Annotated in this window: 23 protein-coding genes; 10 read left to right on the top strand and 13 right to left on the bottom strand. The window is 64.1% G+C overall.

What is annotated here, in order from left to right; all coding sequences use genetic code 11:
• Positions 1-3: 3 nt before the first annotated feature.
• The 7 genes from DR_RS02765 to DR_RS02795 form a co-directional block, all read right to left on the bottom strand.
• Positions 4-609, bottom strand: coding sequence for an OmpA family protein (locus DR_RS02765; protein ID WP_010887181.1), 606 nt, complete (start codon positions 607-609; stop codon positions 4-6).
• 24 nt (positions 610-633) lie between these two features.
• Positions 634-1,704, bottom strand: coding sequence for a hypothetical protein (locus tag DR_RS02770; RefSeq protein ID WP_227085990.1), 1,071 nt, complete (start codon positions 1,702-1,704; stop codon positions 634-636).
• Positions 1,705-1,872: 168 nt separating this feature from the next.
• Positions 1,873-5,073 (bottom strand): tubulin-like doman-containing protein, encoded by a 3,201-nt coding sequence (locus DR_RS02775; protein WP_227085991.1) that lies wholly within the window; start codon positions 5,071-5,073, stop codon positions 1,873-1,875.
• An 11-nt stretch (positions 5,074-5,084) separates the two neighbouring features.
• Positions 5,085-5,414: a hypothetical protein gene (locus DR_RS02780; RefSeq protein WP_010887184.1), complete on the bottom strand. Its 330-nt coding sequence runs from the start codon at positions 5,412-5,414 to the stop codon at positions 5,085-5,087.
• Positions 5,414-6,733: a hypothetical protein gene (locus DR_RS02785; RefSeq protein ID WP_162177565.1), complete on the bottom strand. Its 1,320-nt coding sequence runs from the start codon at positions 6,731-6,733 to the stop codon at positions 5,414-5,416. Before DR_RS02785 ends, DR_RS02780 begins: the two co-directional genes overlap by 1 nt.
• 210 nt (positions 6,734-6,943) lie before the next feature.
• Positions 6,944-7,738, bottom strand: coding sequence for a DUF72 domain-containing protein (locus DR_RS02790; RefSeq protein WP_034349478.1), 795 nt, complete (start codon positions 7,736-7,738; stop codon positions 6,944-6,946).
• A 24-nt stretch (positions 7,739-7,762) separates the two neighbouring features.
• Positions 7,763-8,440, bottom strand: coding sequence for a glycerophosphodiester phosphodiesterase (locus tag DR_RS02795; protein ID WP_010887187.1), 678 nt, complete (start codon positions 8,438-8,440; stop codon positions 7,763-7,765).
• Between the two features lie 104 nt (positions 8,441-8,544).
• Between DR_RS02795 and DR_RS02800 the strand changes: the two genes are divergently transcribed.
• The 3 genes from DR_RS02800 (at position 8,545) to DR_RS02810 (ending at position 10,344) form a co-directional block, all read left to right on the top strand.
• Complete coding sequence (locus DR_RS02800) at positions 8,545-9,228, top strand: SDR family oxidoreductase (protein ID WP_010887188.1); 684 nt, start codon at positions 8,545-8,547, stop codon at positions 9,226-9,228.
• Between the two features lie 76 nt (positions 9,229-9,304).
• Complete coding sequence (locus DR_RS02805; protein ID WP_010887189.1) at positions 9,305-10,072, top strand: sulfite exporter TauE/SafE family protein; 768 nt, start codon at positions 9,305-9,307, stop codon at positions 10,070-10,072.
• Positions 10,069-10,344 (top strand): hypothetical protein, encoded by a 276-nt coding sequence (locus DR_RS02810; protein WP_027479532.1) that lies wholly within the window; start codon positions 10,069-10,071, stop codon positions 10,342-10,344. Before DR_RS02805 ends, DR_RS02810 begins: the two co-directional genes overlap by 4 nt.
• Here the strand turns inward: DR_RS02810 and DR_RS02815 are convergent.
• Positions 10,328-10,705, bottom strand: coding sequence for a type IV pilin protein (locus DR_RS02815; RefSeq protein ID WP_010887191.1), 378 nt, complete (start codon positions 10,703-10,705; stop codon positions 10,328-10,330). The genes DR_RS02810 and DR_RS02815 overlap by 17 nt on opposite strands.
• Positions 10,706-11,071: 366 nt before the next feature.
• Here DR_RS02815 and DR_RS02820 point away from each other — a divergent pair, with 366 nt between their 5' ends.
• The gene (locus DR_RS02820; RefSeq protein WP_162177563.1) at positions 11,072-12,256 is read left to right on the top strand and encodes an HTTM domain-containing protein; all 1,185 of its coding nucleotides are present in this window, start codon (positions 11,072-11,074) and stop codon (positions 12,254-12,256) included.
• 42 nt (positions 12,257-12,298) lie between these two features.
• On the opposite strand, the gene DR_RS02825 is transcribed toward DR_RS02820, so the two are convergent.
• On the bottom strand, positions 12,299-12,775 hold the full coding sequence (locus DR_RS02825) for a prepilin-type N-terminal cleavage/methylation domain-containing protein (RefSeq protein ID WP_034349477.1): 477 nt from the start codon (positions 12,773-12,775) through the stop codon (positions 12,299-12,301).
• A 433-nt stretch (positions 12,776-13,208) separates the two neighbouring features.
• On the opposite strand from DR_RS02825, the gene dnaB reads away from it, so the two are divergent.
• Together dnaB and DR_RS02835 are read left to right on the top strand one after the other, a co-directional pair.
• Positions 13,209-14,555 carry a replicative DNA helicase gene (gene dnaB, locus DR_RS02830; RefSeq protein WP_010887194.1) on the top strand — a complete coding sequence of 449 codons (1,347 nt, stop codon included), beginning with the start codon at positions 13,209-13,211 and terminating at the stop codon, positions 14,553-14,555.
• Positions 14,552-15,304, top strand: coding sequence for an NUDIX domain-containing protein (locus DR_RS02835; RefSeq protein WP_010887195.1), 753 nt, complete (start codon positions 14,552-14,554; stop codon positions 15,302-15,304). The genes dnaB and DR_RS02835 overlap by 4 nt, the downstream gene beginning before the upstream one ends.
• Before the next feature lie 63 nt (positions 15,305-15,367).
• Here the strand turns inward: DR_RS02835 and DR_RS02840 are convergent, their stop codons facing one another.
• The gene (locus DR_RS02840) at positions 15,368-16,726 is read right to left on the bottom strand and encodes an acyl-CoA dehydrogenase family protein (protein WP_027479530.1); all 1,359 of its coding nucleotides are present in this window, start codon (positions 16,724-16,726) and stop codon (positions 15,368-15,370) included.
• Between the two features lie 99 nt (positions 16,727-16,825).
• On the opposite strand from DR_RS02840, the gene DR_RS02845 reads away from it, so the two are divergent.
• Complete coding sequence (locus DR_RS02845; protein WP_010887197.1) at positions 16,826-17,446, top strand: thiamine diphosphokinase; 621 nt, start codon at positions 16,826-16,828, stop codon at positions 17,444-17,446.
• Between the two features lie 3 nt (positions 17,447-17,449).
• Here DR_RS02845 and DR_RS02850 read toward each other — a convergent pair whose 3' ends face one another.
• Positions 17,450-18,868 (bottom strand): alpha/beta hydrolase, encoded by a 1,419-nt coding sequence (locus tag DR_RS02850; RefSeq protein WP_010887198.1) that lies wholly within the window; start codon positions 18,866-18,868, stop codon positions 17,450-17,452.
• Between the two features lie 90 nt (positions 18,869-18,958).
• Here DR_RS02850 and DR_RS02855 point away from each other — a divergent pair, with 90 nt between their 5' ends.
• The 3 genes from DR_RS02855 (at position 18,959) to DR_RS02865 (ending at position 21,645) form a co-directional block, all read left to right on the top strand.
• The gene (locus DR_RS02855; protein ID WP_227085993.1) at positions 18,959-19,645 is read left to right on the top strand and encodes a hypothetical protein; all 687 of its coding nucleotides are present in this window, start codon (positions 18,959-18,961) and stop codon (positions 19,643-19,645) included.
• A gap of 240 nt (positions 19,646-19,885) precedes the next feature.
• Positions 19,886-21,220 (top strand): glutamate-1-semialdehyde 2,1-aminomutase, encoded by a 1,335-nt coding sequence (gene hemL, locus DR_RS02860; RefSeq protein ID WP_027479528.1) that lies wholly within the window; start codon positions 19,886-19,888, stop codon positions 21,218-21,220.
• Positions 21,217-21,645, top strand: coding sequence for a CoA-binding protein (locus DR_RS02865; protein WP_010887201.1), 429 nt, complete (start codon positions 21,217-21,219; stop codon positions 21,643-21,645). Before hemL ends, DR_RS02865 begins: the two co-directional genes overlap by 4 nt.
• A 9-nt stretch (positions 21,646-21,654) precedes the next feature.
• Here the strand turns inward: DR_RS02865 and DR_RS02870 are convergent, their stop codons facing one another.
• Positions 21,655-22,488: a segregation and condensation protein A gene (locus DR_RS02870; RefSeq protein WP_010887202.1), complete on the bottom strand. Its 834-nt coding sequence runs from the start codon at positions 22,486-22,488 to the stop codon at positions 21,655-21,657.
• Positions 22,485-23,477 (bottom strand): tryptophan--tRNA ligase, encoded by a 993-nt coding sequence (gene trpS / locus DR_RS02875; RefSeq protein ID WP_010887203.1) that lies wholly within the window; start codon positions 23,475-23,477, stop codon positions 22,485-22,487. Before trpS ends, DR_RS02870 begins: the two co-directional genes overlap by 4 nt.
• Between the last annotated feature and the right edge of the window lie 52 nt (positions 23,478-23,529).

The raw sequence follows: 23,529 nt of genomic DNA on the forward strand, positions 1-23,529 counted from the left end.
AGGCTAGGGTGTACTCTTCTGCGCGTACTCGACGACGATTTCTACGCGCTCGTTTTGCGGCGCGAACTTGTGACCGTTGAAAGGCGTTTGACCACCGCGGGCGGCCACCGCCAGCCGGTTCGGGCTGATGCCACCACGCAGGTAAAACGCGGCGGCGACTGCACTCGCTCGCGTAGCAGACAGGTCCCACCGCTCCGGTGTATTGGGCCTGGAGGTCTGGGTGTGCCCCTCGATCCGGATCCGCTTCCAGTTCTTTTTCTGAGAGCGCAGCACCTGAGCGAAATCCACCAGGGCGGTCTCTCCCTCAGGCGTCAGAACAGCGCTCTCACCGACAAACATGTTCTCCGAACGAAAAACCCAACGCTGGGCGCCTGGAGGATCGTTGCGTTGCACGGGTGACAGGAGCTGAGGCCGCACCGAAAGCGGCGCACGCCGGACAGCAGCGACGACTAGCTCCTGGGCCTTGCGGTACTTCACCTGATCCCAGCCCGCTTGCCCCACCGCCAGAATACCGCCGATGAAAAAAATCAGGACAAAAATCAGGTTCAGCGTCAGGTCACTGAAAGCGATGTAAGGGTTGGTGTCGCCCCGAAGACGCGACGTGCTCATCCTTCCCTCCAGGCACGGCGGCGCTCAATCCCCACTTTGTACCTCGGCGCGCGAGCGGCTCAGGGCGCGGGACAATTCGCTGAAGGAGTGATCGAGACGTGCGGCGTAATTGCTCTGCTCGGTGCGGAAGGTCTGGCCCGACTCTTCAAAGCTGTTACTTGCCCGGCCCAGTTGATCGCCGACACGGGTGATCTGCTTGAGCAGTTCGGACGTGGTGGCCTGCACCGTGTCCTGGAGGCGACTGACCGTCGTCGCTTGCTGAGCGAGGTTCTGCTGCAACTCCGTGCTGCTCGTGCGCAGGGACGAGGCGGCGCTTTCCTGAGCCTGCACCAGGTCCGACACGCCGCGACTCAGGCCCACAGTGAGTTCCTTGACAGACGTGTCCATCTGCCCGAAAACTTGCTCAATCTGTACACTGGTGTCCGAGAGTTGCGTCAGGCTCTGGCCCAGAGTGTCGCCCGCCTTGCCGAGCACGCTTTCGAGTTGGACCGCCACGTCTTGCAGCCTCTTGTGAATGTCCTGAAAGCTATTGCCCGCGTCGCGCAGGTAGCGGCCCATGCGCTCCATTTGCGAAGTGATGGCGCGGGGGAAGGTGGCTGGGACAAGTTCGGCGTGTACAAAGGCGTTGAGTTCGTCCTCAAAGGTTTCCTGCGCGCGGGCGGCCAGCGCAAAGGCTACCCCGGTGCCCAGGCTTAGCAGGATGCCCCACAGACTTGCCCCAAACGCCCCCTGCATGACACTCATGGTGCTGGCAAGGGCGTCGGCAAGTTCTCCCGGCTCTGTGGCCCGCGCGGCGTTGCGGATCGGAGTCACGAGGGTTCCGATTGACCCGGCGAGGCCCATCACCGTGCCCAGCAAACCAGCGAGCATCAGCAGGTTGGGAATGTTGCGCGCCGACGAGAGGCCAGCTTGTGCGGCGGCGCCCACGGCCTGCGTCGCCGCCTGCAAGTCCGGCGTGGCAAGAGTCCGGGCGCGGGTCACAGCCACCACCGCTTGCCGCACGGCGCTGGTGGCGGGCAAGGCCTGCGCGGCACGCCAGGCGTCCTCAGCCACTTCGTCGGATTCTGGCGGGTCCTCGGTGTCTAGGGCAGGCAAGACTACCTGGCGGATTTGTTCTAGAAAGCTCCGTTCCTGTTGGCGCCGCTGACGAGCCACGGCCAGGGCCCGCATGAAGTAAAGAGTAAGCGGCAACATGACGGCGAGCAGGACCAGCCAGCCTTCGGGCCTCAACTGAAAGAGGGTATTCAGAAATTCACTCATGGTTTACCCGAACACGCTGTAGCGTTGGCCGAAGGGATGCTCAACGTCATCAGGGTGGTATTCGCACTTCAGGCCCTGGCCGATGACGTCCTCGAAGGTTTCGCCCACTGGGCCACCACAGACCCGGCAGTAGTACCCCTGAGTGTTGGCAACGCGGCCTTTGGGCAGCCGTTCTCCCTTGTCCTTGTACAGGCCGTCAATGAGGTTGTTATCGGGCGGAAATGTCTCCAGCAGGGCCTGTCTCAGGTCAGCATCCTGCGTCAGGTACGCCATCAGGGCCGTCTGGGCTGCCTGATCGCTCCAGTCCCGAACAGCGCGGGCGCTGCTGCTGCTCATATTGTCGTGTAGCCATTTGACGTAAGCCTGCCTTCCCTCGGCGGGCGTGGGGTAACGGCCCACGATGGCTTTGCGCCGTGCCTCTATCTCGCTACGCAGGTACGTCGCGGCATTTGTGAGGCTCTTGGAGGGCCGCGAGCTGTCCTGCGGCTCAAAGGCCAGTTGCCGCGCGGCCTTGCCGAAGCTGCCCGCAAAGCGCCGCGCCCGCTTTTCCGGTTCAGTGGGTTCGCCGGGCTGCTGTGGCCACTCCATGACCAGGTGCCCGCCCGTCAGTTGCAGGTTGCCGTGGAGAGCTGAAAGGAAGACCAACTGCTCTGCTTCCTGGAGCTTGCGAATTTCCGCGTCGTTGATGGGTGTCCAGTCAATGTCGCTGCGTTTGCGGGTAAAGTAGGTGTTGAAGCGGGTGGGCTTGCTGTACGACAGTTCACGCACGTCGTCTGCACCGCGCAGAGCAAAGCGGTACCACTCCTCGAGCATCACGACGCGGTAAGGATCGATGCCCTCGGTTTCCTTTGCCTCGGGGGACTTGTTCACCCACGGCTGGATAGCGCGGCGGAAGTCGGGAGTCATGTGCATGCCGACCAGCAGCTTGCGGCGCGGCAAAGGGCTCATGGGGTCCACCTGACCGAGGGGCTCATTGAGCTGCAAGAACAGCTCGGCCTGGGTGGCGGCGTGCATGGCCTGACTGTCCGGATCGAAGCTCGGGCTGCGCTGCTCGTAAAGGCGGCGAATCACGTCCTTACCACTGCTGCGTAGGCTGCTCTCGAACGGTTCTACAGCGGCCTGTTCCAGTGCGTTGAGCTGCGCCCGCTCGAAGTTGTCCTGGCCGACGGCCCAGGCTCCCAGCAACCAGTCGGGGTCGTTGACGCCTGGCAAGACGCCCTTGACCAGTGCGTCCCAGGAGCGGATCAGGCGTGCCGCGTGGGCCTCGCGCTGCTTGTCACTGACCGCCAGTTCCTGCTCCTTGTCCACCGAGCCATTCGGAGAAGGCTCGAACAAAGACAGACCGTTGACGCTGGCTGAGTCGTTTTCCAGACGGGCACGGGTATCGCGCCAGCGGTCGGCCTGGTTGGTCAGGCGGCGGCGCAGCATGGTCAGGCGCCGGGTCAGCTTCTCGGCTTCCTCCTCGACGATGCTGAGTGTGCCGGCCTCGGTCTTCTGGCCGCTGCCCCGGTCGGCAAAGACCTCGCGGACCTTTTGATTGACGCGTGACTTGATCTCGTCGTCCAGAGCGCGGCTTAGGGCGGGATACAGTTGCTGCGACGCCTTGCCTTTCAGGAAGAACATGCCGAGCAAGGTGTTGGTCCGGATGGTGTCGAGCTCATCCAGCACGCCGTTCGCCGCGCCTGACTTGCCCTCGCTGGGTTCCCAGCCACGCAGTTCGCCCACGCGGGGCTGCACTCCCTGCATAACCTCCAGCAAGACGTTGGGGCCTTGGTCATAGTCGAGCAGGCGGCTGCTCACTAGGCCGCGCACGTTCTCCATGACGCGTTCAGCCGCCACGCGGCGGTTGTCGTTAACGGTGCGGTGAACCAGGCCGCGCAGACCCTCGCCGGTGTCCCGGTCAAAGGCACTCCGCAGGTCTTTCACAGCGTCGCGTGCGCCCTGTACGTTGCCATTACGCACAGCACGCATCACTTCGTTCTTCTTGGCGTCCAGGCTGGCACGGACACTCGCGCCGGAGGCGTCCAGCAACAGGGATTCGGTCAGGTTAGGGATGGTCAGCCCCATGGTGTCCAGGTCCTCTTCGAGCCGGCCCTCGTACTTGCGGTCTTTCCAGCGGTCGACGGCGTGCACCAGCGTCCGGTATTTCAGCGCTTCCAGGATGCGCCGCATCGGGTACTCAATGGTGGATAGACCAAAGGTGGAGAAGGCGAAGGCGCGGCCCTGTTGCACGGTCACGGGGCCAGCGTTCACCATGTAGGCCATCGGGTCGGTCTCCGGCACAAATACGTTCAGGAACATGCGGTCGGCAATGGCATTGGACAGGCGCAGCAGATCCATCGTCTCCGTACTGTTCGGGCGTAGCAGGTAGACGAGGTCATAGGGCATGGCGTCCCCCGGCAAGATGGCCGTTCCCTCGGGTTTATCGGGGTACTTGATGCTCTGGTAGCGCTCGCGGTCGTTGTGCAGGTGGTACTGGTTCAGTTCGGCGAGGGCGTGATAGGCGTTCGTTTTCCAGATTTCCGCGTCGGGTTTTTGGGCGATCCCCAGGTCAGGATGCGGCAGGGTAAACATCCCCAGCGTCTTCTCTTCCTCACTCAGGATGGTGCGCAGCAAAATGCCTACATCACTGGCGGTGCCGCTACAGGTTCCGCCGCAGAGCGTGCCCACGACGATGACACGGACCCCGGTCTGTCCGCTGGCCTGGTTCACCGCAAACTGCACGGACATTTCCAGGCCGGCATTGTCCTTGTTGAGTGCGGCTTTGGCCTGCGCTTCAGTCAGGTTCCGCAGCCGTGCCACTCGTTGCGAAATGGCATTCTTGATCTCATTGTAGTTGGGCGGATAAAGCAGAGCGAGCCGCCCCACCATACGGATATGACCTGCGCCGGAGTCAATGCTCTGAGCGGGCAATTGCCCCAGCGTTTCCAGGTCTGCCCAGGTGTTCAGGGCGATGCTGGCGTCGTACAGCTCAGGGCGATTGAGCATGTCCCGCCACGCCGTAGCTGGCACCCCGAGCGTCTTGAAATCGTCCGTGCCGTTGAAACGGTTGGGCTTCGCCACGTCCGTCTCCACCGCCAGAAACTCCACCCACGGGGCGCGGCTGAGGCCTCCGACTTCCCAATCGATTCGGTCTGCCAGAGATTCCAGAATTTCCGTCCCGGTGCTGCCCAACCCGATGACGAGAGTTTTAAAGACGCGCATGTTTTCTGCCATTAGGCTCGGGCTCCCATTTTTGAGAAGATGACGTGAAGGATGATGGCCAGCAGCAGGAAGGTCAGGGTCACTGCTCCCAGGTAGATCAGGTCGGTCGGTTTGAAGAGGAAATAAGCTCCGGCTGCCAGCGCTACGGCCAGCAACAGCAGGGCGATGTTCATGCCCTGATTGGCCGCATCAACCGCCGACCGATTGCCCGCACCGAAAAACACATGCGCGAACGCCACTGAAACCGCGTACCACAGCAGCACGGTGCCCAGAATGGTCAGCCAGAAGTTCATCTGGGTATAGAGAGGAACAACTTGCTTGAAAATGTCGTTGAAATCCATCAGTGGTCTCCCTGCTGATAAGAAAGGGTGAGAGAGCGTGTGATTTCACGCGGCACGCCGCCCGCGCCGCGCACCTCGCCGGTCAGTTCAAGTTGATGGTCAGGCTGATCGAGGCGCAGGGGAAAAGAAGCCGCGTTTCCCACCGCCACACGGCCATCGACGCTGCTCAGCGTGACGGCTTCACTCGTGCCGCGCACCTTAAGGTCCTTGCCGACCCGGACGAGTTCGGCAATCCGTTCGGCTGGAAGGCCCTGCACCGGCACGACCGCTACCCCTTCCTCGCTGTAGCCAGGGCCAGCAATCACGCAGAAGGGCCTGCCGTTGGGCATATCGCGGAGGCTGAAGTTCGAATCTCCAACGCGCAGGCTGCCCCGCGCTCCACCTTGCCCGCCGCCCTTGATGAGCATCCAAACCAAGCCTCCGATCAGCCCAAGCCCCAGCAGGCCCAGAAGAAAGGGAGCAGCGGAGCCGTTCTTCTTTTCTGCTTTGACCGGCTGAGCACTCTGGTCAAGTTGCTGTGTACGGGTGGTGTTGCCCAGAGGAGTGGCCGTAAACGTCTTGGGCAGCAACACGACGGCTTGCATCTGCCCCGGTACGGCGCCGCCGGGTGTTTTGATGGTGTAGGGAATATTCAGGGTGGCGCCGTCCTGCGTCCCAGCGACCCGCGTCCATGTCTCCAGCATCTTCTGATAACTCCCAGCATTGGTGCCGAGCAGCTTCGTACCTGCTGAGCCGACGCTGGCTGCCGTATTGGTCAGCAGAATCAAAACGGTATCTGGTGAATTCGCGAATTCCTTCGTGAACGATACAGCGGCCCTTTCCGTATCGTGCCCTCCCGCGCTCCCTACTGCGGGCGTGGTGGGCCACAACCGCTCCACACCGCCTTTATCGGCCTGACTGTCTGTGCCGATCTGCTGGGTAAGCCCCTGGGCATTCCTAAACGCCCAGGGCTTGAGTTCCCAGGCGCGTGCTGTCACCTGGTCGCCGGTCATTGCTTCACGTGCAATGAACTGCGAGGCCACTTCCCGTGCCGCCTGTGCGCCCAGCGGATCAGACTTGAAGTGCCCAGTGCTGAACGCCATTACCCAATGGACGTTTTGCTTATCCAAGTCGCCGCCCGCCGCTGTGACAGCCTCATTCACACTGCTCAATAAGCGGTCAACTCCTGGCTTGAGGCTAGAGCGCATCAATTCGGTTTTACCTCTGACATCTTGCGCCTGCACTGTGCTTGAGAGCATCAAGGCCGCTGTCAGCCAACCAATAAGGGGTAAGTCTGGGCTTCTGAAATGAGGTCTAAGGGAACGTGAAGTTTTGTACATAAGAATGATGTAACCTCGCTTAACCGAAGCATACGACCTTCTCATGACACTGCTGTCACATTGTTGGGCTTTATAGGTGGAGGCAAGGGAAAAGTAAGGACCAATGTGACGTTTCACTTGTGGTCCCTAAACAGGGTAGGCTGCCCGCACGTGCTGATAGTTCGACTGCTAACTAAACGAAAAATCCCTTGCCTGCGGGCGGGGATTTGTTCATTTGGGGTCAGGCTGGCAAGAGGTTTGCCTTTCCGACTGTGCTGAACTCAACAAGTTCCGTAAAATCAGCCCGTTTTCTACCGCTGCCCCCACCGCCGTGTTGTCGAAGATGACCCATACGTCGCCAGAATTCGCCTGCACCTGCGCTGCCAACCTTGCCAGTTGTGAATCCAAGTAGCTGCTGGAATACATCTTCGGTGAGCCGTGCCAGCGGTAATACACCATGCTAAGGCTGCCGCCAGGGTGCGCGGCGGCGGGCACCTTCGCGGGGTCGGCGGCCACGCGGCTCACGTTCAGGTCGCGCAGCAGGGCGTCCACTTCCGGGGTGAACCAGCTGGCGTGACGCGGTTCGCACACAGTCCGGGCGAGGGTCATCCCGTGCAGCAAGCTGAAGAAGTCCTCTACAACGTCCCGCTCGAAGCTCAGGCTGGGTGGCAACTGCACTAGCAGTGGCCCCAGCTTTTCACCCAGATGGCTGACCTGCTCTACAAACTCGGCCAGCGGCGCGGCGCACTCTCGCAATCTGGCCGTGTGCGTCACGGCTTTGGGCACCTTGACGCTGAAGCGAAAGCCCTGCTGCACGCTGGCCGCCCAGCGCGCGTAGGTGGCCGGGCGGTGGGGGCGGTAAAACGACGAATTGATTTCGGCGGCATTGAAGCGGGTGGCGTAGCGTTGCAGCACGCTGTCGCCTGGGCCGAAGCGCTCCTGCTGCTCGCGGCTCAGGCCCCAGCCTGCCGTGCCCAGGGCGACATGCTGTGTCTTCTGGTGCTGCGGCGGTTCGAGCAGCTTCATCACCTGAGGCTACTGCAAGACCCTTCAGCGAGCAGGCAGCAGATGCGCGGGCACGTCGCCGATCAGGCCGTCCACCCCCAATGCGGCGAGCCGTTGCACGTCGGCCACCTCATTGACGGTCCAGGCATTGACCCGCCAGCCCCGGCGCCGGGCCATTGATATGAGCGGTGCATCAATGAGTTGGTGCTGCGGATGCAGCGCCGCACAGTCCACCCAGCGGCCCACAGCTTCCGGCAGATTCAGGGGGCCGAGGCGGTAGGGCCGGTGATACAGCAACCCACGTTCGACCTCCGGCGCGAGTTCGCGGGCGGCCCGCAGCAGCAGCGGATTGAAACTGCTCACGATCACGCGGCGGCTCAGGCCATGCACCCGAATGCTGTCGAGCATACGCACCACCCGGTCGTCAGGCAGAGGAGACTCCCACTTGAGTTCCAGATTGACGTAAGCCTCACAGTCGACAGCCCACGCTAGGACTTCGGGCAGCGTCGGCACCCGCTCGGGCAGTTCAGCGCGGGTCAAGTGGGGCAATTGGCGGCCATCCGGCAGGGCTGCGTCGTGGTGGACCGCCAGCGTGCCATCGGCAAGGCGGCGCACGTCGAGTTCGATGCCGTCGAGCCCGGCGTCTAAGGCCGCTTGAAAGCTGGCCAGAGTGTTTTCGGTGTGTTCGCGGGGGGAACCGCGGTGGCCGAGCAGCAGGGGCATGGGCTCAGGGTAGCGGGCCTGCCTGGTGTGGTCGCCCGCAGGAGCACCAGTGGGATTAAGCCCCCCCGGATGCCTGCGCGCCTCCCAGCCGCTACCCTGAGCACATGGCTAACCTCAGCTCCTCCACCGTGATGCTCACAGGCGCGGGCGGCTCGCTCGCCAACGCCATTGCCCAGGAACTCGAAGACGCGGGCGCCCAGATGGTGCTGGTCGGGCGCGGCGAAGACCTGGCCTGGGCGGCGGACCGCTACCCGGCCAAGGACGTGCTCGACCTCGACCTGACCGACCCCGCCAGTGTGGAGGCGCTGCGCAAGGTCAAGGTGGATACCCTGGTCCACACTGCCGGTCACTACAGCGTGCAGGACATCCAGAAAGCGGGCGCGGAAGACTACGCTGACATGTTCGACTCCAACATGCTGACCCTCTTTCACGCGGTGCAGGGTGTGCTGCCCGCCATGCTCAAGCAAAAAGACGGGCAGGTGCTGGCGGTGAGCGCGGGGCAGGCAGCGCGGCTCAGCGGCCCCAAAGCGGCGCTCTACACCGCGAGCAAGGCGGCGGTGGCGGCGTACATCCTGAGCCTGCACGACGAACTCAAGGGCAAAGGCGTGCGCGGCTGCGTGCTCTACCCGATGGGCGCCGTGGACACCCCCGAAAACCGCGACGAGGGCATGAAATGGGACGCCATGATCGACCCACGCGGCCTCGCCAAGAGCGTGGCACATATCCTTTCGCGCCCTGACCGCGCTCACATCACCGAGTTGAAGGTCTACCCAGACGAGGAAGAGTGAGCTACCTGCACTCAGACTCAGACAGCCTCCCCGACCCCCGCAAAGCATGGGCTAAGCTCCGGGGCGTGAGGAACAGATGATTTCGGCGATGATGCTCGCGGTCATTGGCGTGGGACTGCTCGCCGGGGTGCTGGGCGCGATTCTGGGTCTGGGCGGCGGCGTGGTGGTGGTCCCGGCGCTGGAATTCGTGTTGCCGCGCTTTGGGCATGACATCACCATCAGTCAGGCGGTAGCAGTGTCACAAATCGGCGTGCTGGCCGTGGGCCTGAGCGGTGCCGCCGCCTACTTGCAGCAGGGTTTGGTTCGCGCTCGCACCGGCTACCTGCTCTCCCCCTACACCATTATTGGCGGGGCAGTAGGCAGTTTCCTGGGCCTCGTGCTGCCTGCCCGCGCAGTAGCGACCGTGTTCGCGTTACTGCTCTTTTACTCCGCTTACAACCTGTTGCGTGGTCTCAAGCGGGTCGAGGTCGAACGCGAGCCGTCGAAGTTGGTGCCTCCCGCCATGACTTTCGCGGGCGTCATGAGCGGCCTGCTCGGGATCGGCGGCGGCACGGTGCAGGTGCCGGTGCTTAACCTGATGCAGGGGATGCCGATCCGGCAGGCCATCGCCACCTCGACCTTCATTATGGGTCTCACCGCCGTAGGGAACGCATTGGTCTATCAAGCGGGCGGCCTCCTCGATGTGAAACTCGCTGCTGGAGTTGCTCTGGGCGTCCTTATCGGTGCCAAAGCCGGAGCGAGTCTGCAAAGCCGTATCCCCGCCGCACAACTCAAGCTCTTTTTCAGCTTGCTGCTGATCTTTACTGCCGGGCAACTCCTCTGGAAGTATTGGGGGCACGCATGACCGGGCCTGAGCGCACGCCGGACACCGAACTCGCTGGGCTGCCCAGTTGGCTGTATCCGGCTGGTTTCTGGGTCGCCGTGGTTTTGCTCGCTGTAGGCGTCCTCTTTCCTGATTTCGCGGTTTTGGGTGTGGCCTGGGTGGGTCTGGTGCCGGTGCTCGCGGCCCTGTGGGTTTTGGTCACGGGCTGGCAAAGAGACCGCCGCCTGGGGATGGCGGCGGCGCTGGCGCTGGCGGGGTTGGGGTTGGTGGTGGTAGTCAAGGGATTTCTCTAAAGCCACCCTGATCGTAGGTAAAGGTCTTGCCACTTTGTGAAAGAGCACTAATGGTATAAGCAGTGCCACTGCTGGTAACCGTAACTTGTGATTGTTTGACCGATGCCGGCTTGCTCTGCGCATTGACACCCAGTGCTGGATCCTCACAACTGGTTGGTGGGGGACTTGGCAAAACTCCTAGATCGTCTCGTGAGATTTCAAGCGCTGAGGCGCAATGGCGAAGGTAGGATGTCGTGGCGCTGTCATAAGCTTTACTTCTGGCGCCCGCGAGGCTAGGTACAAGCACAGAGATGAGAATGGCGATTATCGTCATCACTACGAGAAGCTCGATCAGTGTGAATGCCTCAGTGGCCTTTTGCATCAAGTGCAGCTCCTTTACCTTGGAACTGTAAAACATCTGTGAGAGAGAATGGGTTTCCCAACGGACTTCCAGAGCTTCTGTCTTTAGTGAGGCGAGTGACAGTTAAGATTGACGATGATGAGTCTGGCTCAGCAAGATGCGAATACTTTTCGCCTGGCATGGTTTGCCCGGGCCTGGGCCATAGCGGTCTGGTTACATCTGGCTGCTGAGCCCAGGGGTGCGTGGGCGACGCAACCGCCACTAGCCGTCCTCTCTGTGCTACTAGCCTTGGCAGCGGCAAGAGCGTTTCTCGCGCCGCGTGATAGACGTGCTGTGCTGGCCTTGTGTGTCTTACTCCCTTTGCATGCCTGGGCTGAGGCACCCGTAGTGGGCAACCACTGGGTACTCGCTGCCCTTGTGAGTTTGAGTTTTTGTCTGGACGCAGTTCGCCGTTTTCTTTTGCCTTCTTCCTCCTTCATGCCTGGAGAGCTTGTGCGGAGTGCCCGGCTGACTCTGCTGATCGCCTATGCGTTCGCCGCATTTGCCAAGCTGAACTGGGATTTCCTGAACCCGGCTGTCAGTTGCGCGGTCTTTTATCAGGATCAACTTGTTCGGTCCTGGAACCTGCCAGATCTCAGCGTTGCTTCTGTGCCTGTATTGGGCCGGTCCTTGGCTGTATTGACTGTCGTGATTGAGTTGGCGGTGGCAAGCTTACTAGCATTTTCCCGCACGCGGCGCTTCGGGCTGGTGCTGGCGTTTGGCTTTCACTGGATGCTGGCCCTGGATCTGGAGCAGCACTTCTGGGACTTTTCCTCTGTCCTATTTGCTGGATTTCTCCTCTTTCTGGACGATGGGCAAGTGGCCTGGCTGCGTCAGCAGTTCGGAGCGTGGCCTAAGTGGCGACCCAGGCCTTTTTTTCTGCCCCTCCTGATCGGATGCTTGGGTGCGGCAATAGCCGTCCTTAACATCTTGCCGCTGGAGTTGGGCTCCGCCGCCACCTTGCAGCAATGGGGACATGTGGCTTGGTGGGGCTACGGAACCGCTTGGGTAGGTCTGATAGCAGCCAGCCTGTTTGCTCCCAAATTGCCCTCGCATCGCGCTTACGAACGGCACCGTGTTCCGGCGATACTCTTGGTGCCGCCCATTTTAGCTGCTTTCAACGGTTTAACTCCGTATCTGGAAATCAAGACAGGTTTCGGTTGGAACATGTACAGCAATCTCAAGACGGTGGCGGGTCAAACGAATCACCTGCTTTTGCCAGGAACCTGGGATTTAACGGGCGCCCAACGCGAGCTGGTACAGATCGTGTCCTCCACCGACCCGGCCTTGCAGCGGCTTCATGACGAGGACTACGGCCTGACCTTCTCCGAATTCAAAAATTATGCCCACCGTTTTCCAAACAGTGCCGTGACCTACCGCTGGCAGGAACGGGTTCACCACGCCCCCCGTCTGGGGGACGACCCGGTAGTGCAGGGGTCGGTCAATGTGGCAGCTCAGAAACTCATCTCCTTCCGGGCAGTGGACTTGCAGGCGGCGCAGCGTTGCCAGCCGAATTTCAGCCCGGCCCGCTAAAACAAAACCGCCCCGGAGGGCGGTTCTGAGAAGAGGTGGGGATTAGTTGCTGCCGGTACCAGTGCCGGTGCCAGTGCCGGTACCAGTGCCGGTACCAGTGCCGGTGCCGGTGCTGGTGCTGAAGGTGCAGGCACCAGTAGCGCCAGTGCCTTCGCCCATCTTCGCGCCGTCGAAGCAGAAGGTCTTGTTGGTCACGCTGGTGGCAGTAACGGCAAACTTGCTACCAGTACCATCCAGGCTGTAAGCGCCTGCCGCAGTGATTGCACCAGGGGTAGCCACAGCGTTGGTACCCAGGTTGGCCGTGCTGTCGCAGTTGCCAGCAGCAGGCAGGCGGCCGTCAGCACCACGGGCCACTTCCACGGCGGTGTAGCAGTTGCGGATGTAGCTCTGGGTGGCGCTGTCGTTGGCCTTGGCGCGGGCGCCCAGCAGGTTGGGGATCAACACGGCGGCCAGGATGCCGATGATGGCGATGACGATGAGCAGTTCGATCAGGGTGAAGCCTTGGGTGGTGTTCTTCATGGTGAATCTCCTGTGGTTCGGCGCGGCGGATAAGGTATGTATGGTCCCGCGTTGCCTACTTATGGCATTGGCAGTGACGGGGATTCCCGCTCCTGCTTGGCCGTAGAGTAATCGGAAGTTTCTAACATTTCTCTTACGCGGCTTGACGTTGCCTTGAGTCGGACCCCAGCGAAAGTTTTGGCCGGCTGGACGCGCTTGAGCCTTTTGGGAAAGTACGGTACAGGTTCTGTCAGACGGTGAGGCCGCGGCCAAGGCCCGGGCCAGGGTGCTATGCTGCCGGGCAGTTCGGCCCGCCTTCGCCCCCGGCGAGGAGCAGGCGAATAGAGACGCTGCTTCAGGCAGAGTCTCCCAAACCATTTCACTTCCTCCCTGGCGTTGCGGCCCCCTTTGCCGGGCCTGCTCGCCGCCTTGTCCGGGAAAGGGGCCAACCGCCTTGGAAACGACTCCGCGTGTGCCGCCGCACAGCAACGACGCTGAAATCAGCGTGCTGGGCAGTGTGCTGCTCGACAACGACACCCTCGCCGCTCTGGGCGACACCGTGACCCCCGAAATGTTTTACCGCGAGGGCCACCGCAAGATTTTTGCTGCCATGCGCCAGCTTCAGGACCACCGCGAGCCGGTCGACCTCGTGACTCTGTCCGAGCACCTGCGCGTTGCGGGCGAACTCGACAACGTGGGCGGCAACGCTTACCTCATCGGCCTATCCGAGCAGGTGCCCACCGCCGCTTACGCCGAGCACTACGCCCGCATCGTGCAGGAGAAGCACACCCTGCGCCAGCTGATTCAGGCGTCGGGCAAGGCGATGCAGCTCGCCTATGAGCAGCAACTTCCGCTCGAAGACCTGCTCGATAAGGCCGAGAAGATGATTTTCGAGGTCGCCGAGCAGAAGAAAAAGGGCGAGGCGTTCCAGGCGATGAACGAGGTCGTCTCCGACACTTTCGAGTACATCACCCTGCTGCACGCCAACAAGGGGATTCCTGACGGCGTGAGCAGTGGCTTTCGCGACCTCGACGAGCAGATTTCGGGCTTGCAGAAGGGCAGTCTGAACGTGCTGGCGGCTCGCCCGAGCATGGGGAAAACTGCCTTCGCCCTTTCTATAGCCCAGAACGTCGCCTTGCGCGGCGAAAAGACCGTTGCGGTGTTCAGTCTGGAAATGCCCGCCGTGCAGCTTGCTCTGCGTATGTTGTGCAGCGAAGCGCGGGTGGATATGAACCGCATCCGCAGCGGGCACCTCAACGAGCGCGATTTCGAGCGGCTGGCGCACGCGGCGGGGCGGCTCGCCGAGGCACCGATGGTCATCGATGACGAACCCGACCTCACGCTCAACGCCCTGCGCTCCAAGCTCCGGCGGATTGCCGCGCAGCACGGGCAGCTCGGTCTAGTCGTTATCGACTATCTGCAACTGATGTCGGGCGGCAAGTCCTCGGGCGGGTCGGACAACCGCCAGCAGGAAATCAGCACCATCTCGCGCGGCCTCAAGGGGCTGGCGCGTGAGCTGGAAGTGCCCATTGTGGTTCTCAGCCAGCTCAGCCGCGCGGTCGAGCAGCGGCCCAACCACCGGCCCATGCTCTCGGACCTGCGCGAGTCGGGCGCCATCGAACAGGACGCCGATATCGTGATGTTCATCTACCGCGACGAGTACTACAACAAAGAAACCGACCAGCAAGGCATCGCTGAAATCATCATCGGCAAGCAGCGCAACGGCCCGGTCGGCACGGTCAAATTGCAGTTTCACAGCGCCCATGTCCGTTTCAACGACCTGGCGCCGGAGGGGATGTGATGGCGGAGGAAGGCAAGAGCGGGCCACGGCCCAGGCAGGGCGAGCAGCCCCAGAAACGGCAGGGGCCCCCGCAAGGCCAGGGCACCCAGCAGGCGCAGGGCGGCCAGCGGCGGCGACGGCGGCGGCGCACCCCGCCCCAGCAGCCGCAAAACCCGCGCCCTGGACAGGTCACGAACACCACCGCCACACCGACCCCGGCCCCACCCAAAAAGCGCGGCCAGAAGCGGCCAGCCGGCGAGCCGCGCATCGGCGTGGGCTGCATCGTGCTGCGCGGCGAGGAAATCCTGCTGGTGCGCGAGCGGGGACGCTGGTCGCTGCCCAAGGGCGGGCTGGAAGCGGGCGAGCTCATTCAGGACGGCGCCCGGCGCGAGACTTTTGAGGAAACCGGACTGGTCGTCGAACTGCGCGACCTCGCCTTCATCGTCGAGTTTCAGGCCGAAACCTGGGGGCACCACCTCCAGTTCTTCTACACCGGGCGCGAGGTGAGCGGCACCCTACAACCGCGTGACCCCGACCGCGACGTGCAGGAGGCCCGTTTTATTCCCATCCGGCAACTGCGCGAATTTATCCGCTTTCGCCCCCGGCTGGTCGCGCTCGAAACCTGGCTGCGTGAGCGCCGGCCCCGGCACTTCGTCTTCAACCTCGACAAGGAACCCGCCATGCTCCGTAAGCGCCGGCGGGTGGGGGAGGGCGGCGTCGTCGTGCCAGTTCCCAGTTTGGACGATGCCGACGGCGAGCCTGACTTTTAGTCGTGCTCTGCTTTGAAGCGGCGCCCCGAGGAGTCAGGGGGCGCCGCTTCAAGTTCAAGTTTTTTAGACGAACGCGCTCAGGCCGGTGATGGCGCGGCCCACCACCAGCGTGTTGATTTCGTTGGTGCCCTCGTAGGAGTAGATGGCCTCGGTATCGCAGAAGTGCTTGGCGACGCCGTGTTCAAGCAGGATGCCATTGCCACCGAAGACCTCGCGGGCGCGGGCCACGACCTCGCGGCAGCGGGCGGCGGTGTGCACCTTGGCGAGCGCGGCGTGGGCGTCGTCCATGCGCCCCTCGTCGGCGATGTGCGACAGGCGCATGACCATGCCGAGCATCGCGGTCACGTCGGCGAGCATGTGCGTCAGGTGGCTCTGGATCAGCTGGAATTCGCCGATGCGTTTGCCGAACTGCTTGCGGGTCTGGGTGTAGGCGAGCGCGAGTTCATACGCCCCCATCGCGCAGCCCACGCCCTGCCACGCCACTCCGGCGCGGGTGAGCTTGAGCACCTGCGACACCGTTTCCCAGCCCTGCACGGCCTGCAAGCGGTTGGCGTCGGCCACGCGGCAGTCCTTGAGGGTGATGTGGCCGTTTTCCACCATCCGCAGCGCGATTTTGCCCTGGATTTTCTCGACGTCGTAACCGGGGGTGCCCGCCTCGACCACGAAACCCCGGACCTCGTTCGTTTCCTCGTCGCGCGCCCAGATCACGGTGAAGTCGGAGAAGGTGGAGTTGCCGATCCATTTCTTTTCGCCGTTGAGCACCCAGCCGTCCCCGTCGCGGCGGCAGGTGGTCCGCATGCCCTCGCTGACCTGCGAGCCGCCCTCGGGTTCGGTCAGGCCAAAGGCGCCGATTTTTTTCATGTCGAGCATGTCGGGCAGCCAGCGCTTTTTCTGTTCCTCATCGCTGCCGAGGGCGATAGACGCGGTGGCGAGCCCGCCGTGCACGCCGAAAAAGACCGCCGTGGACACGTCCACCCGGCAGGCTTCGAGAATGACGACGCCCTCGATCAGGGTGGCGTCGGGCTTGCGGGTGCCGTCCTCGTTCCAGATGGAGCGCAGCAGGTTCAGCTCGCGCATCTTGCCGATGAGGTCGCGGGGAAATTCGTCGCGGCTCCAGTACTCGTTCATGATCGGCATGACTTCGGCGCGCATGAAGTCGTGCACGCGCCCGGCCACCTCCACCTGCGAGTCGGTCAGGGTGTCGAGGTAGTCGTAGTAGTCGCCGTCGGCGGCGGGAAGGACGCGCTGTCGCCCGCTGCCGCCCACGCCGAGCGCCCGGCTGAGCTGCTTGAGCTGCTTGTCGTTCATGTTGCTCGCCGCGTTGAGGATGCTCGCAAGGTCGACTTTGCCCGCCAGCGCCCCCAACTTGCCGAGGTCGATGCGGGCCATCAGTTCGTTGAGGTCAGGGGTGTTGTTTTCCATCTTCCCGTTATAGGCCGCAGAAGAGCGGAGAAGTGTAGCGGAGAATAACAGGGCTTCACGGCGTTTTTACGCAGCGGCCTGCGCTCTACACTGCTGCCCATGCTCGCCTGGATTCTGGTCGGTGGTCGGCTGACCCCTACGTTCGCCCTTGCTGGGCTGCCGACGCCAGAGCTGGTGGTCGCGGCGGACGGAGGTGCCCGGCACGCGGCTGCCCTGGGGGTGAAGGTCGACCTCTGGGTGGGCGACTTCGACTCGTCGGACGGGCTCGAACTGGACGCGCCGCGTGAGGTTCACCCCGTCGCCAAGGACCAGACCGACGCGGAACTCGCGGTGTCGCTTGCCCGGCGGCGGGGGGCCACGGAGCTGGTGTTCATCGGTGCCTTTGGCGGACGCTTCGACCATGCGGCGGCGCTGCTGCTCGGCGGGGTGCGGCTGGCCCGTGAAGGGCTCACGGTGACGCTCACGAGCGGCGACGAATGGGGCTGGCCGCTGTTGCCGGGGCGCCCGCTGCGGCTGGGGCTCCCGGCAGGCGTGACTCTCAGCGTCCTCGCCTGCACGGACCTCGGCGGCCTGTCACTCTCCGGGGTGCGCTGGCCGCTGACGGGGGCAGACATTCCCCTCGGCAGCGGCTGGACACTGAGCAACGAGACGCTGGGCGGCCCGGTCACGGCCCACCTCGAAACCGGGCACGCGCTCGTCACGGCGCTGTGGGCTGAGTGAGCCTCAGGGCTTCCCGGCGGGGCACGCCGCGACGCCGGGACGCGTCTCGCGGGTAAAGGTGCAGCCGTAGGTGGGGTCGGCCACCACGCTGGGGGTGAGCACGTCGTCGCCCGCCGGTTTCTGCCCGGTCTGCTCCCAGGCCATCAAGTCGCGGAAGCCCTCGGCGAGTTCGGCCTTCACGAAGTCGCAGTGGCCCGGCGCCCGCACCGCCCGCTGGGCCAGCCATCGCCCGTTGCCCTGGCCCTCCACGGCGCGGCGGTAGTTCTGCTCGTGTTTGAACGGCACGTAAAAGTCGCCCAGCGTATGCATGGTCAGCACAGGGACCTTGACCCGGCCCTCGACCACCGGCAGCCAGCGCACGCTGCCGGGCAGCCGGGGGTTGGCCCCCTGATCCGCCGCCACGCGGGGCAGCGCCGCGTTGAAGCTGACCTCGGCGGGCGTGGGCACGGGGCCGGTGGTCCAGCGGTAGGTCACGGTGCGGTTGTCGTACAGGTTGCGGGCCAGGATGCCGTTCACGGTGCCGTCCGAGCCGCCGGTGCCGAGGACGGCGTTTTGCAGCGCGCCGGTGCGGAAGCCCAGCTCGAAGACGGGCCGCTCGCCGCCGGTCAGTTGCCGGGCGAGGTCGCGGAGATTGGCCCCGGCCCCCCCGTTCTCCTGCCAGAGGGGGCCGCTGCTCGACGTGAACAGCGCCGCTTTGATGGCCGGGAGGTTTTTCTGAAAGTCCGCGTTGGGATAGGTGCCGCCGTACCCGGCGAGCTGCGCGGCGGCCTGCGTGTAGTCCCCGAGCCACTGAAACTCGTACACCGGGTCGAGCACCGCGCACACCGGCATGGACGCGGCGTAGTTCACCCGCGAGCGCGCCGTTTGCTGCGTCTCGGCTTCCACGGCGGCGCTCGCGACCTGCCCGCCCATGCTCACACCCATGATGACCGTCTTGCGCGGCGCGGCCTGCCCGGTGAGGCGGGAAAACTCCAGCGCGAGGGCGTTGGTGTCTTCGAGGCCCGCCCGCACGTCGTAGTAGTTGCTCGAGTAGCTGCTCGCCCCCCACGCGTAGCCCTGCGCGAGCCACTCGGCGCGCAGGGAGGGCGTCTGCACCTTGAGGTCAGCCCCCATTCCCGCGTAGCCGTGGGCGTACATCACCAGCGTGCCGTTCCAGTTGTGCGGCACCTCCACCACGTACGCCGCCTGCCCCTGAATGCCCGGGTAAAGCCCCTGAAAGAGCTGGGCGCCGGGCAGCGCCGTCAGCGTGGGTGTTATGGGATTAAAGGTTCGGGTGTCCTGAAGCCGCTTGGGTATGGCAGCCGGTTCCGGCTCTGAAGAGGTGCAAGCAGTGAGAAGGGCCGGCACGAGCAGCAGGGCAGAGAGCCAGAGCGGAGAACGGGCAGTGACACGGCGGGGCGCAGACGGGGCAGAACGCGGCATAAAGACCTCTCCAAAAGGCAAAAGGGGGAAGGCGGCAACGGATTGTGCAAGGAACGGCTCCCATTGAGCGCCCGGCGGGCAAGGGCATTCGTGACCGAAGACGCATTTCGCTGGAACGTCCGGCATGGCGTCCGCGTATTCTCCAGCGTGATGAACCGACGTGGGCCGGGCTGTGGCTGTTTGGGATGTGGCGGCACGACGCTGCTGGTGCTGGCGCTGCTGGCGTTTGCCGCGTGGACTTTCGTGGTCAAACCGGCGCGCGACTTCGTGGCGGGTTGGCAGACCCCAAGTACCCAAAGCACTGCCGCCCGGCCCCCGGCGCCGCAGGGCGACGTGAACGCGCCGCTCACCCAGGCCGACGTGCAGAGGTTCGTGCGGGTGCGCCGGCAGGTCCGCAGCGCGCTCGGCCCGAGCTTCGGCGAGTTGCAGAAGGTGTGGCAGGACGCGCAGAGCGGGCAGTCGCCCAGCCTGACGCAACTCCTCGCCGTGATGCGCCAGACTGCCGACCACGTGGGCGCCGCCCGCCAGGCCCAGCAAGCGGCGCTCGCCAAAGAAGGCATGAGCAACGAGCGCTACGCCGTCGTCCGCGCCGGGGTCAACCGGGCGCTGGGGCTGCCCTCGTTCGACCTGAAAAAGATTGCCGAGGGGCTGCAAAATGGTCAGCTTCCCGACCTCGATACCAGCGTCAAACCGGCCACCCCTGAAGAAAAGGCGCTCGTGGCGCCCTTCGACCCGGAGCTGCGGGCTTCGGCAGCGGCGGGGCTGCTGGGGCTCTGATACGTGCTGCGTCCAATTCCCTAAAACCCGGAAAAACGCCGGATTTTTGTCCATTTCCCGCAGCACGTATTTTTTGCCACTCGCTCCGCTCTGCTTTGCAGCTTTACAAGTCGGGTTTCATCGCTAAGTGTTAGCGATGAAACCGCATTTCGTATGAGAGAGCTGTCTCAAGGCCAGGTCAATCTCAGAACCTGAGCGGCAAGACGCTTGCCCTCACCTCGGTTCGCTAGCCTACGGAACATGACCCTTTCCGAAACTCACCCCACCGCACGCTCCGAGGCGCTGTTTGTCCGCGCCCGCGCCGTGACCCCCGGCGGCGTCAACAGTCCGGTGCGCGCCTTTCGCAGCGTGGGCGGCGTGCCGCGCTTCATCGCCTCGGCGCAGGGGGCGTACCTCACCGACGCCGACGGCGCGCGTTACCTCGACTACATCGGCTCGTGGGGGCCGATGATTCTGGGCCACAACCACCCGGCGGTCAGAGACGCGGTGGCGCAGGCACTGGCGAGCGGCACGTCCTTCGGGGCACCCAACGAGCGCGAGGTCGAACTCGCCGAACTCATCGTCGAACTGACCGGGGCCGAGCGGGTGCGCTTCGTGAGCAGCGGCACCGAGGCGACCATGAGCGCGCTGCGGCTGGCACGCGGCTATACCGGGCGCAAGTTCATCGTCAAATTTCGTGGGAATTACCACGGACATGCCGATGGCCTGCTCGTTGAGGCGGGCAGCGGCCTGCTGACGAACGCCGAAGGCGACCTCGGCGCGGCGGCCCCGAGCAGCGCGGGCGTGCCCGAGGAGTACGCCGGGCTGACGCTGGTGCTCGACTACAACGACCCGGAAGCGCTCGACGCCCTGATGGCGCAGCGCGGCGACGAGATTGCCGCCGTGATTTTCGAGCCGGTGGTGGGCAACGCCGGGGTGCTTATTCCCACGTCCGACTTTCTGGCCGCGCTGCACCGGGTGCGCGACTTCGGCGCCGTGTTGATTGCCGACGAGGTGATGACCGGCTTCCGGCTCTCGCTCAACGGGGCAACTGGGCTGCTGAGCCTTGACCCTGACCTGCGCTGCTGGGGCAAGATTGTGGGCGGCGGGCTGCCGGTGGGTGCCTACGGAGGCCGCGCCGACATCATGGATTTCGTGTCGCCGCAGGGGCCGGTGTATCAGGCGGGCACGCTGAGCGGCAACCCGCTGGCGATGGCCGCCGGAATCGCCACCCTGCGCGAGCTGAAGGCGAACCCGGGGCTTTACCGGCAGCTCGACGAGTACGCGGCCCGGCTGGCAGCGGGCCTGCGCGGAGCGGCGGAGCGGGCCGGGGTGGCGGTCAGCATCAACCACATCGGCTCGATGCTGACGGTGTTTTTTCAGGACGCGCCCGACGGCTCGGTGCGCGACTACGCGGCGGCGGCCCGCAGCGACACGGCGGCGTTCGCGGCGTGGTTCCAGGGGCTGCTCGCGCGCGGCATCTACTGGGCGCCCTCGCAGTTTGAAAGTATCTTCATCAGCGCGGCACACGGCGAGCCGGAGTTGGCTGCCACACTGGAAGCCGCCGCACAGGCCTTTGAAGGAGTCAAACCGTGACCGAGCTGCGTCAACCGTCCGAAATCGCCCAGGCCCTGAGTCAGAGCAAAGTCGTCGCCGTGGTGGGGTTTCACCACGACCCGATGAAACCGGCCCACTACGTGCCCGAGTACCTCAGCCGCCAGGGCTACACCGTTATTCCCGTCAACCCCAGCCTCGCCGAGCGTGGTCAGAGCTTCTTCGGACAAAAAGCCGTGTCCAGCCTGGCCGAAATCGCCACGCCGGTAGACATCGTCGAGGTGTTTCGCCGCAGCGACAAGGTGCCCGAGCACCTGCCCGACATCCTGTCCATGTCGCCCGCGCCCCGGCTGGTGTGGATGCAGCAGGGCATCCGCAACGAGGCCGTGGCCCGCACGCTGCATGAGGCCGGCATCGACGTGGTGCAGGACCGCTGCATGCTGACCGACCACCGCGGCCTGCTGTAAAAGCCAGTGTCAGGAAACAGGTGAGGGAACTTCCCCGCCTGTTTCTTCTTTGGTCTCGGCCTGCGCCGCGTGGACCCGGATGTCGCCGTACATCTCTGGCTGCTCGACCTGAAAGCTGCCTTCCTTGACGCCTTCGAGCAGCGCCGCGAAATAGGTGGTGCGCTCGCCCCAGTCGTCCGCGTGCACCGTCCAGAAGTCGAAGACCCGCAGCCGTGACCCGAAGGCCCGCAGCGCCGTGAGCGCGTCGGCGAGGCTCAGGCGTTCGCGGGCCAGCAGCGGCACCTCGACCTGTCGCACGGCATTTTGGGCGGCGCGTACCAGCTTGGCGAGGCTCCCCTGCGGATTGCGGGGCCGCTCGCGCCGGGGAAGCGTGACCGGCGCTGGGCGGGCAGGCAGCAACCCCTCCCGCGCCTGCCGCCGCGCCGCCAGAAAAGCGACCAGCGAGCCGAGTTCGGCCAGTGCCTCCACCCCTTCCAGGACCTCGTCGAAGCCATCGTCAGCGCCCCAATCGTCCGCTACGTCCTCGGGTTCGGGCCGGGGCAGCAGCAACCGCGCCTTGAGGGCAATCACACCCGCCAGCGTGGGCAGCAGGTCCGGGTGGGCGTCGGCAAAAGCGGCGGGACTCTGCCCAGTAACGCCCAGCCCAGTAACGCCCAGCCCGGTGACGCCCTCCGCCCACGCCAGCACCTCGCGGGTGAGCTGAAGCAGGGGCACTTCGCCCGGCAAGAGCCGCTCCGAACGCAGCGCGGCGGCGAGTTCGCCCAGAGTGCCCTCGAAGACGGGAAGCTGAACGTGAAAGCCGGGGTGGGTAGTTTCTTTCGTGACCGCTTTGCCCGCAATCACAGCTTCAGGAAGCCCACCTTCTGCCGCACTTCGTCCATCACTTCGCTGGCGATGGCGCGGGCTTCCTGGTCGCCCTGGCGCAGCGCGTCGCGCACGTAGTCGGGGTCGGCGCGGAGTTGCGCGGCCCGCGTCTGGATGGGGTCGAGGTGCTCGGTGATGTGGGTCATCAGCATCTTCTTGCAGTCCACGCAGCCGATGCCCGCCGTGCGGCAGCCCTGGTAGACGGTTTCGAGCGTCTCAGGCGGCGAAAACAGCTTGTGGTAATCGCCGATCAGGCACTTGTCGGGGTCGCCGGGGTCGGTGCGGCGCACGCGGGCGGGGTCGGTGGGAGCCACGCGCAGCTTTTGCCAGATGTCGCCGAACGGTTCCAGAATCCCGATGGTGTTGCCCTTGCTCTTGCTCATCTTGCCCTGGCCGTCCACACCGGGAATCCGCAGGGCCTCTTTGTTGTAGACGGCCTTGGGCTCGGTGAACGTCTCGCCGAAGTTGTGGTTGAACTTGCGGGCAATCTCGCGCGTCAGCTCGATGTGCTGGGTCTGGTCCTCGCCCACCGGTACGATGTCGGCCTTGTAGAGCAGGATGTCGGCGGCCATCAGCGCGGGGTACATCAGCAGCCCACTGGGCACGCTCTCAAACTGCGCCGACTTGTCCTTGTACTGCGTCATGCGCTCAAGTTCGCCCACCGGGGTCACGCAGGTGAAGATCCACGAAAGTTCCTGATGCTCGGGCACGTGCGACTGCACGAAGAAGACGACCTTGCTGGGGTCGAGTCCGATGGCAAAGTTGGCGACGGCCATATCGAAGGTCTTTTGCGCCAGCGTCTGCGGGTCGAACGCGCCCGGATTGGTGATGGCGTGCAGGTCCACCACGCAGTACAGGCTCTGCTTGCCGTACTGCTCGCCCAGACGCACATAGTTCTGCATCGCCCCGAAGTAGTTGCCGATGTGGGGGTCACCCGTCGGCTGAATTCCTGAAAAGACCCGTGACATACCGGGGAATTGTAGCGGTCAGGCTCGGCGTGGGGGGCTTGCCAGATTGCCC

Origin of the sequence: Deinococcus radiodurans R1 = ATCC 13939 = DSM 20539 (genome assembly GCF_000008565.1) — a bacterium.
Taxonomy (GTDB): Bacteria; Deinococcota; Deinococci; order Deinococcales; family Deinococcaceae; genus Deinococcus; species Deinococcus radiodurans.

Coding starts and splice junctions, on each gene's coding strand:
- DR_RS02765 (WP_010887181.1), bottom strand. CDS start 609: ATGAGCACGTCGCGTCTTCGGGGCGACACCAACCCTTACATCGCTTTC.
- DR_RS02775 (WP_227085991.1), bottom strand. CDS start 5,073: ATGCGCGTCTTTAAAACTCTCGTCATCGGGTTGGGCAGCACCGGGACG.
- DR_RS02780 (WP_010887184.1), bottom strand. CDS start 5,414: ATGGATTTCAACGACATTTTCAAGCAAGTTGTTCCTCTCTATACCCAG.
- DR_RS02785 (WP_162177565.1), bottom strand. CDS start 6,733: ATGTACAAAACTTCACGTTCCCTTAGACCTCATTTCAGAAGCCCAGAC.
- DR_RS02790 (WP_034349478.1), bottom strand. CDS start 7,738: ATGAAGCTGCTCGAACCGCCGCAGCACCAGAAGACACAGCATGTCGCC.
- DR_RS02795 (WP_010887187.1), bottom strand. CDS start 8,440: ATGCCCCTGCTGCTCGGCCACCGCGGTTCCCCCCGCGAACACACCGAA.
- DR_RS02800 (WP_010887188.1), top strand. CDS start 8,545: ATGGCTAACCTCAGCTCCTCCACCGTGATGCTCACAGGCGCGGGCGGC.
- DR_RS02805 (WP_010887189.1), top strand. CDS start 9,305: ATGATTTCGGCGATGATGCTCGCGGTCATTGGCGTGGGACTGCTCGCC.
- DR_RS02810 (WP_027479532.1), top strand. CDS start 10,069: ATGACCGGGCCTGAGCGCACGCCGGACACCGAACTCGCTGGGCTGCCC.
- DR_RS02815 (WP_010887191.1), bottom strand. CDS start 10,705: ATGCAAAAGGCCACTGAGGCATTCACACTGATCGAGCTTCTCGTAGTG.
- DR_RS02825 (WP_034349477.1), bottom strand. CDS start 12,775: ATGAAGAACACCACCCAAGGCTTCACCCTGATCGAACTGCTCATCGTC.
- DR_RS02840 (WP_027479530.1), bottom strand. CDS start 16,726: ATGGAAAACAACACCCCTGACCTCAACGAACTGATGGCCCGCATCGAC.
- DR_RS02845 (WP_010887197.1), top strand. CDS start 16,826: ATGCTCGCCTGGATTCTGGTCGGTGGTCGGCTGACCCCTACGTTCGCC.
- DR_RS02850 (WP_010887198.1), bottom strand. CDS start 18,868: ATGCCGCGTTCTGCCCCGTCTGCGCCCCGCCGTGTCACTGCCCGTTCT.
- hemL (WP_027479528.1), top strand. CDS start 19,886: ATGACCCTTTCCGAAACTCACCCCACCGCACGCTCCGAGGCGCTGTTT.
- trpS (WP_010887203.1), bottom strand. CDS start 23,477: ATGTCACGGGTCTTTTCAGGAATTCAGCCGACGGGTGACCCCCACATC.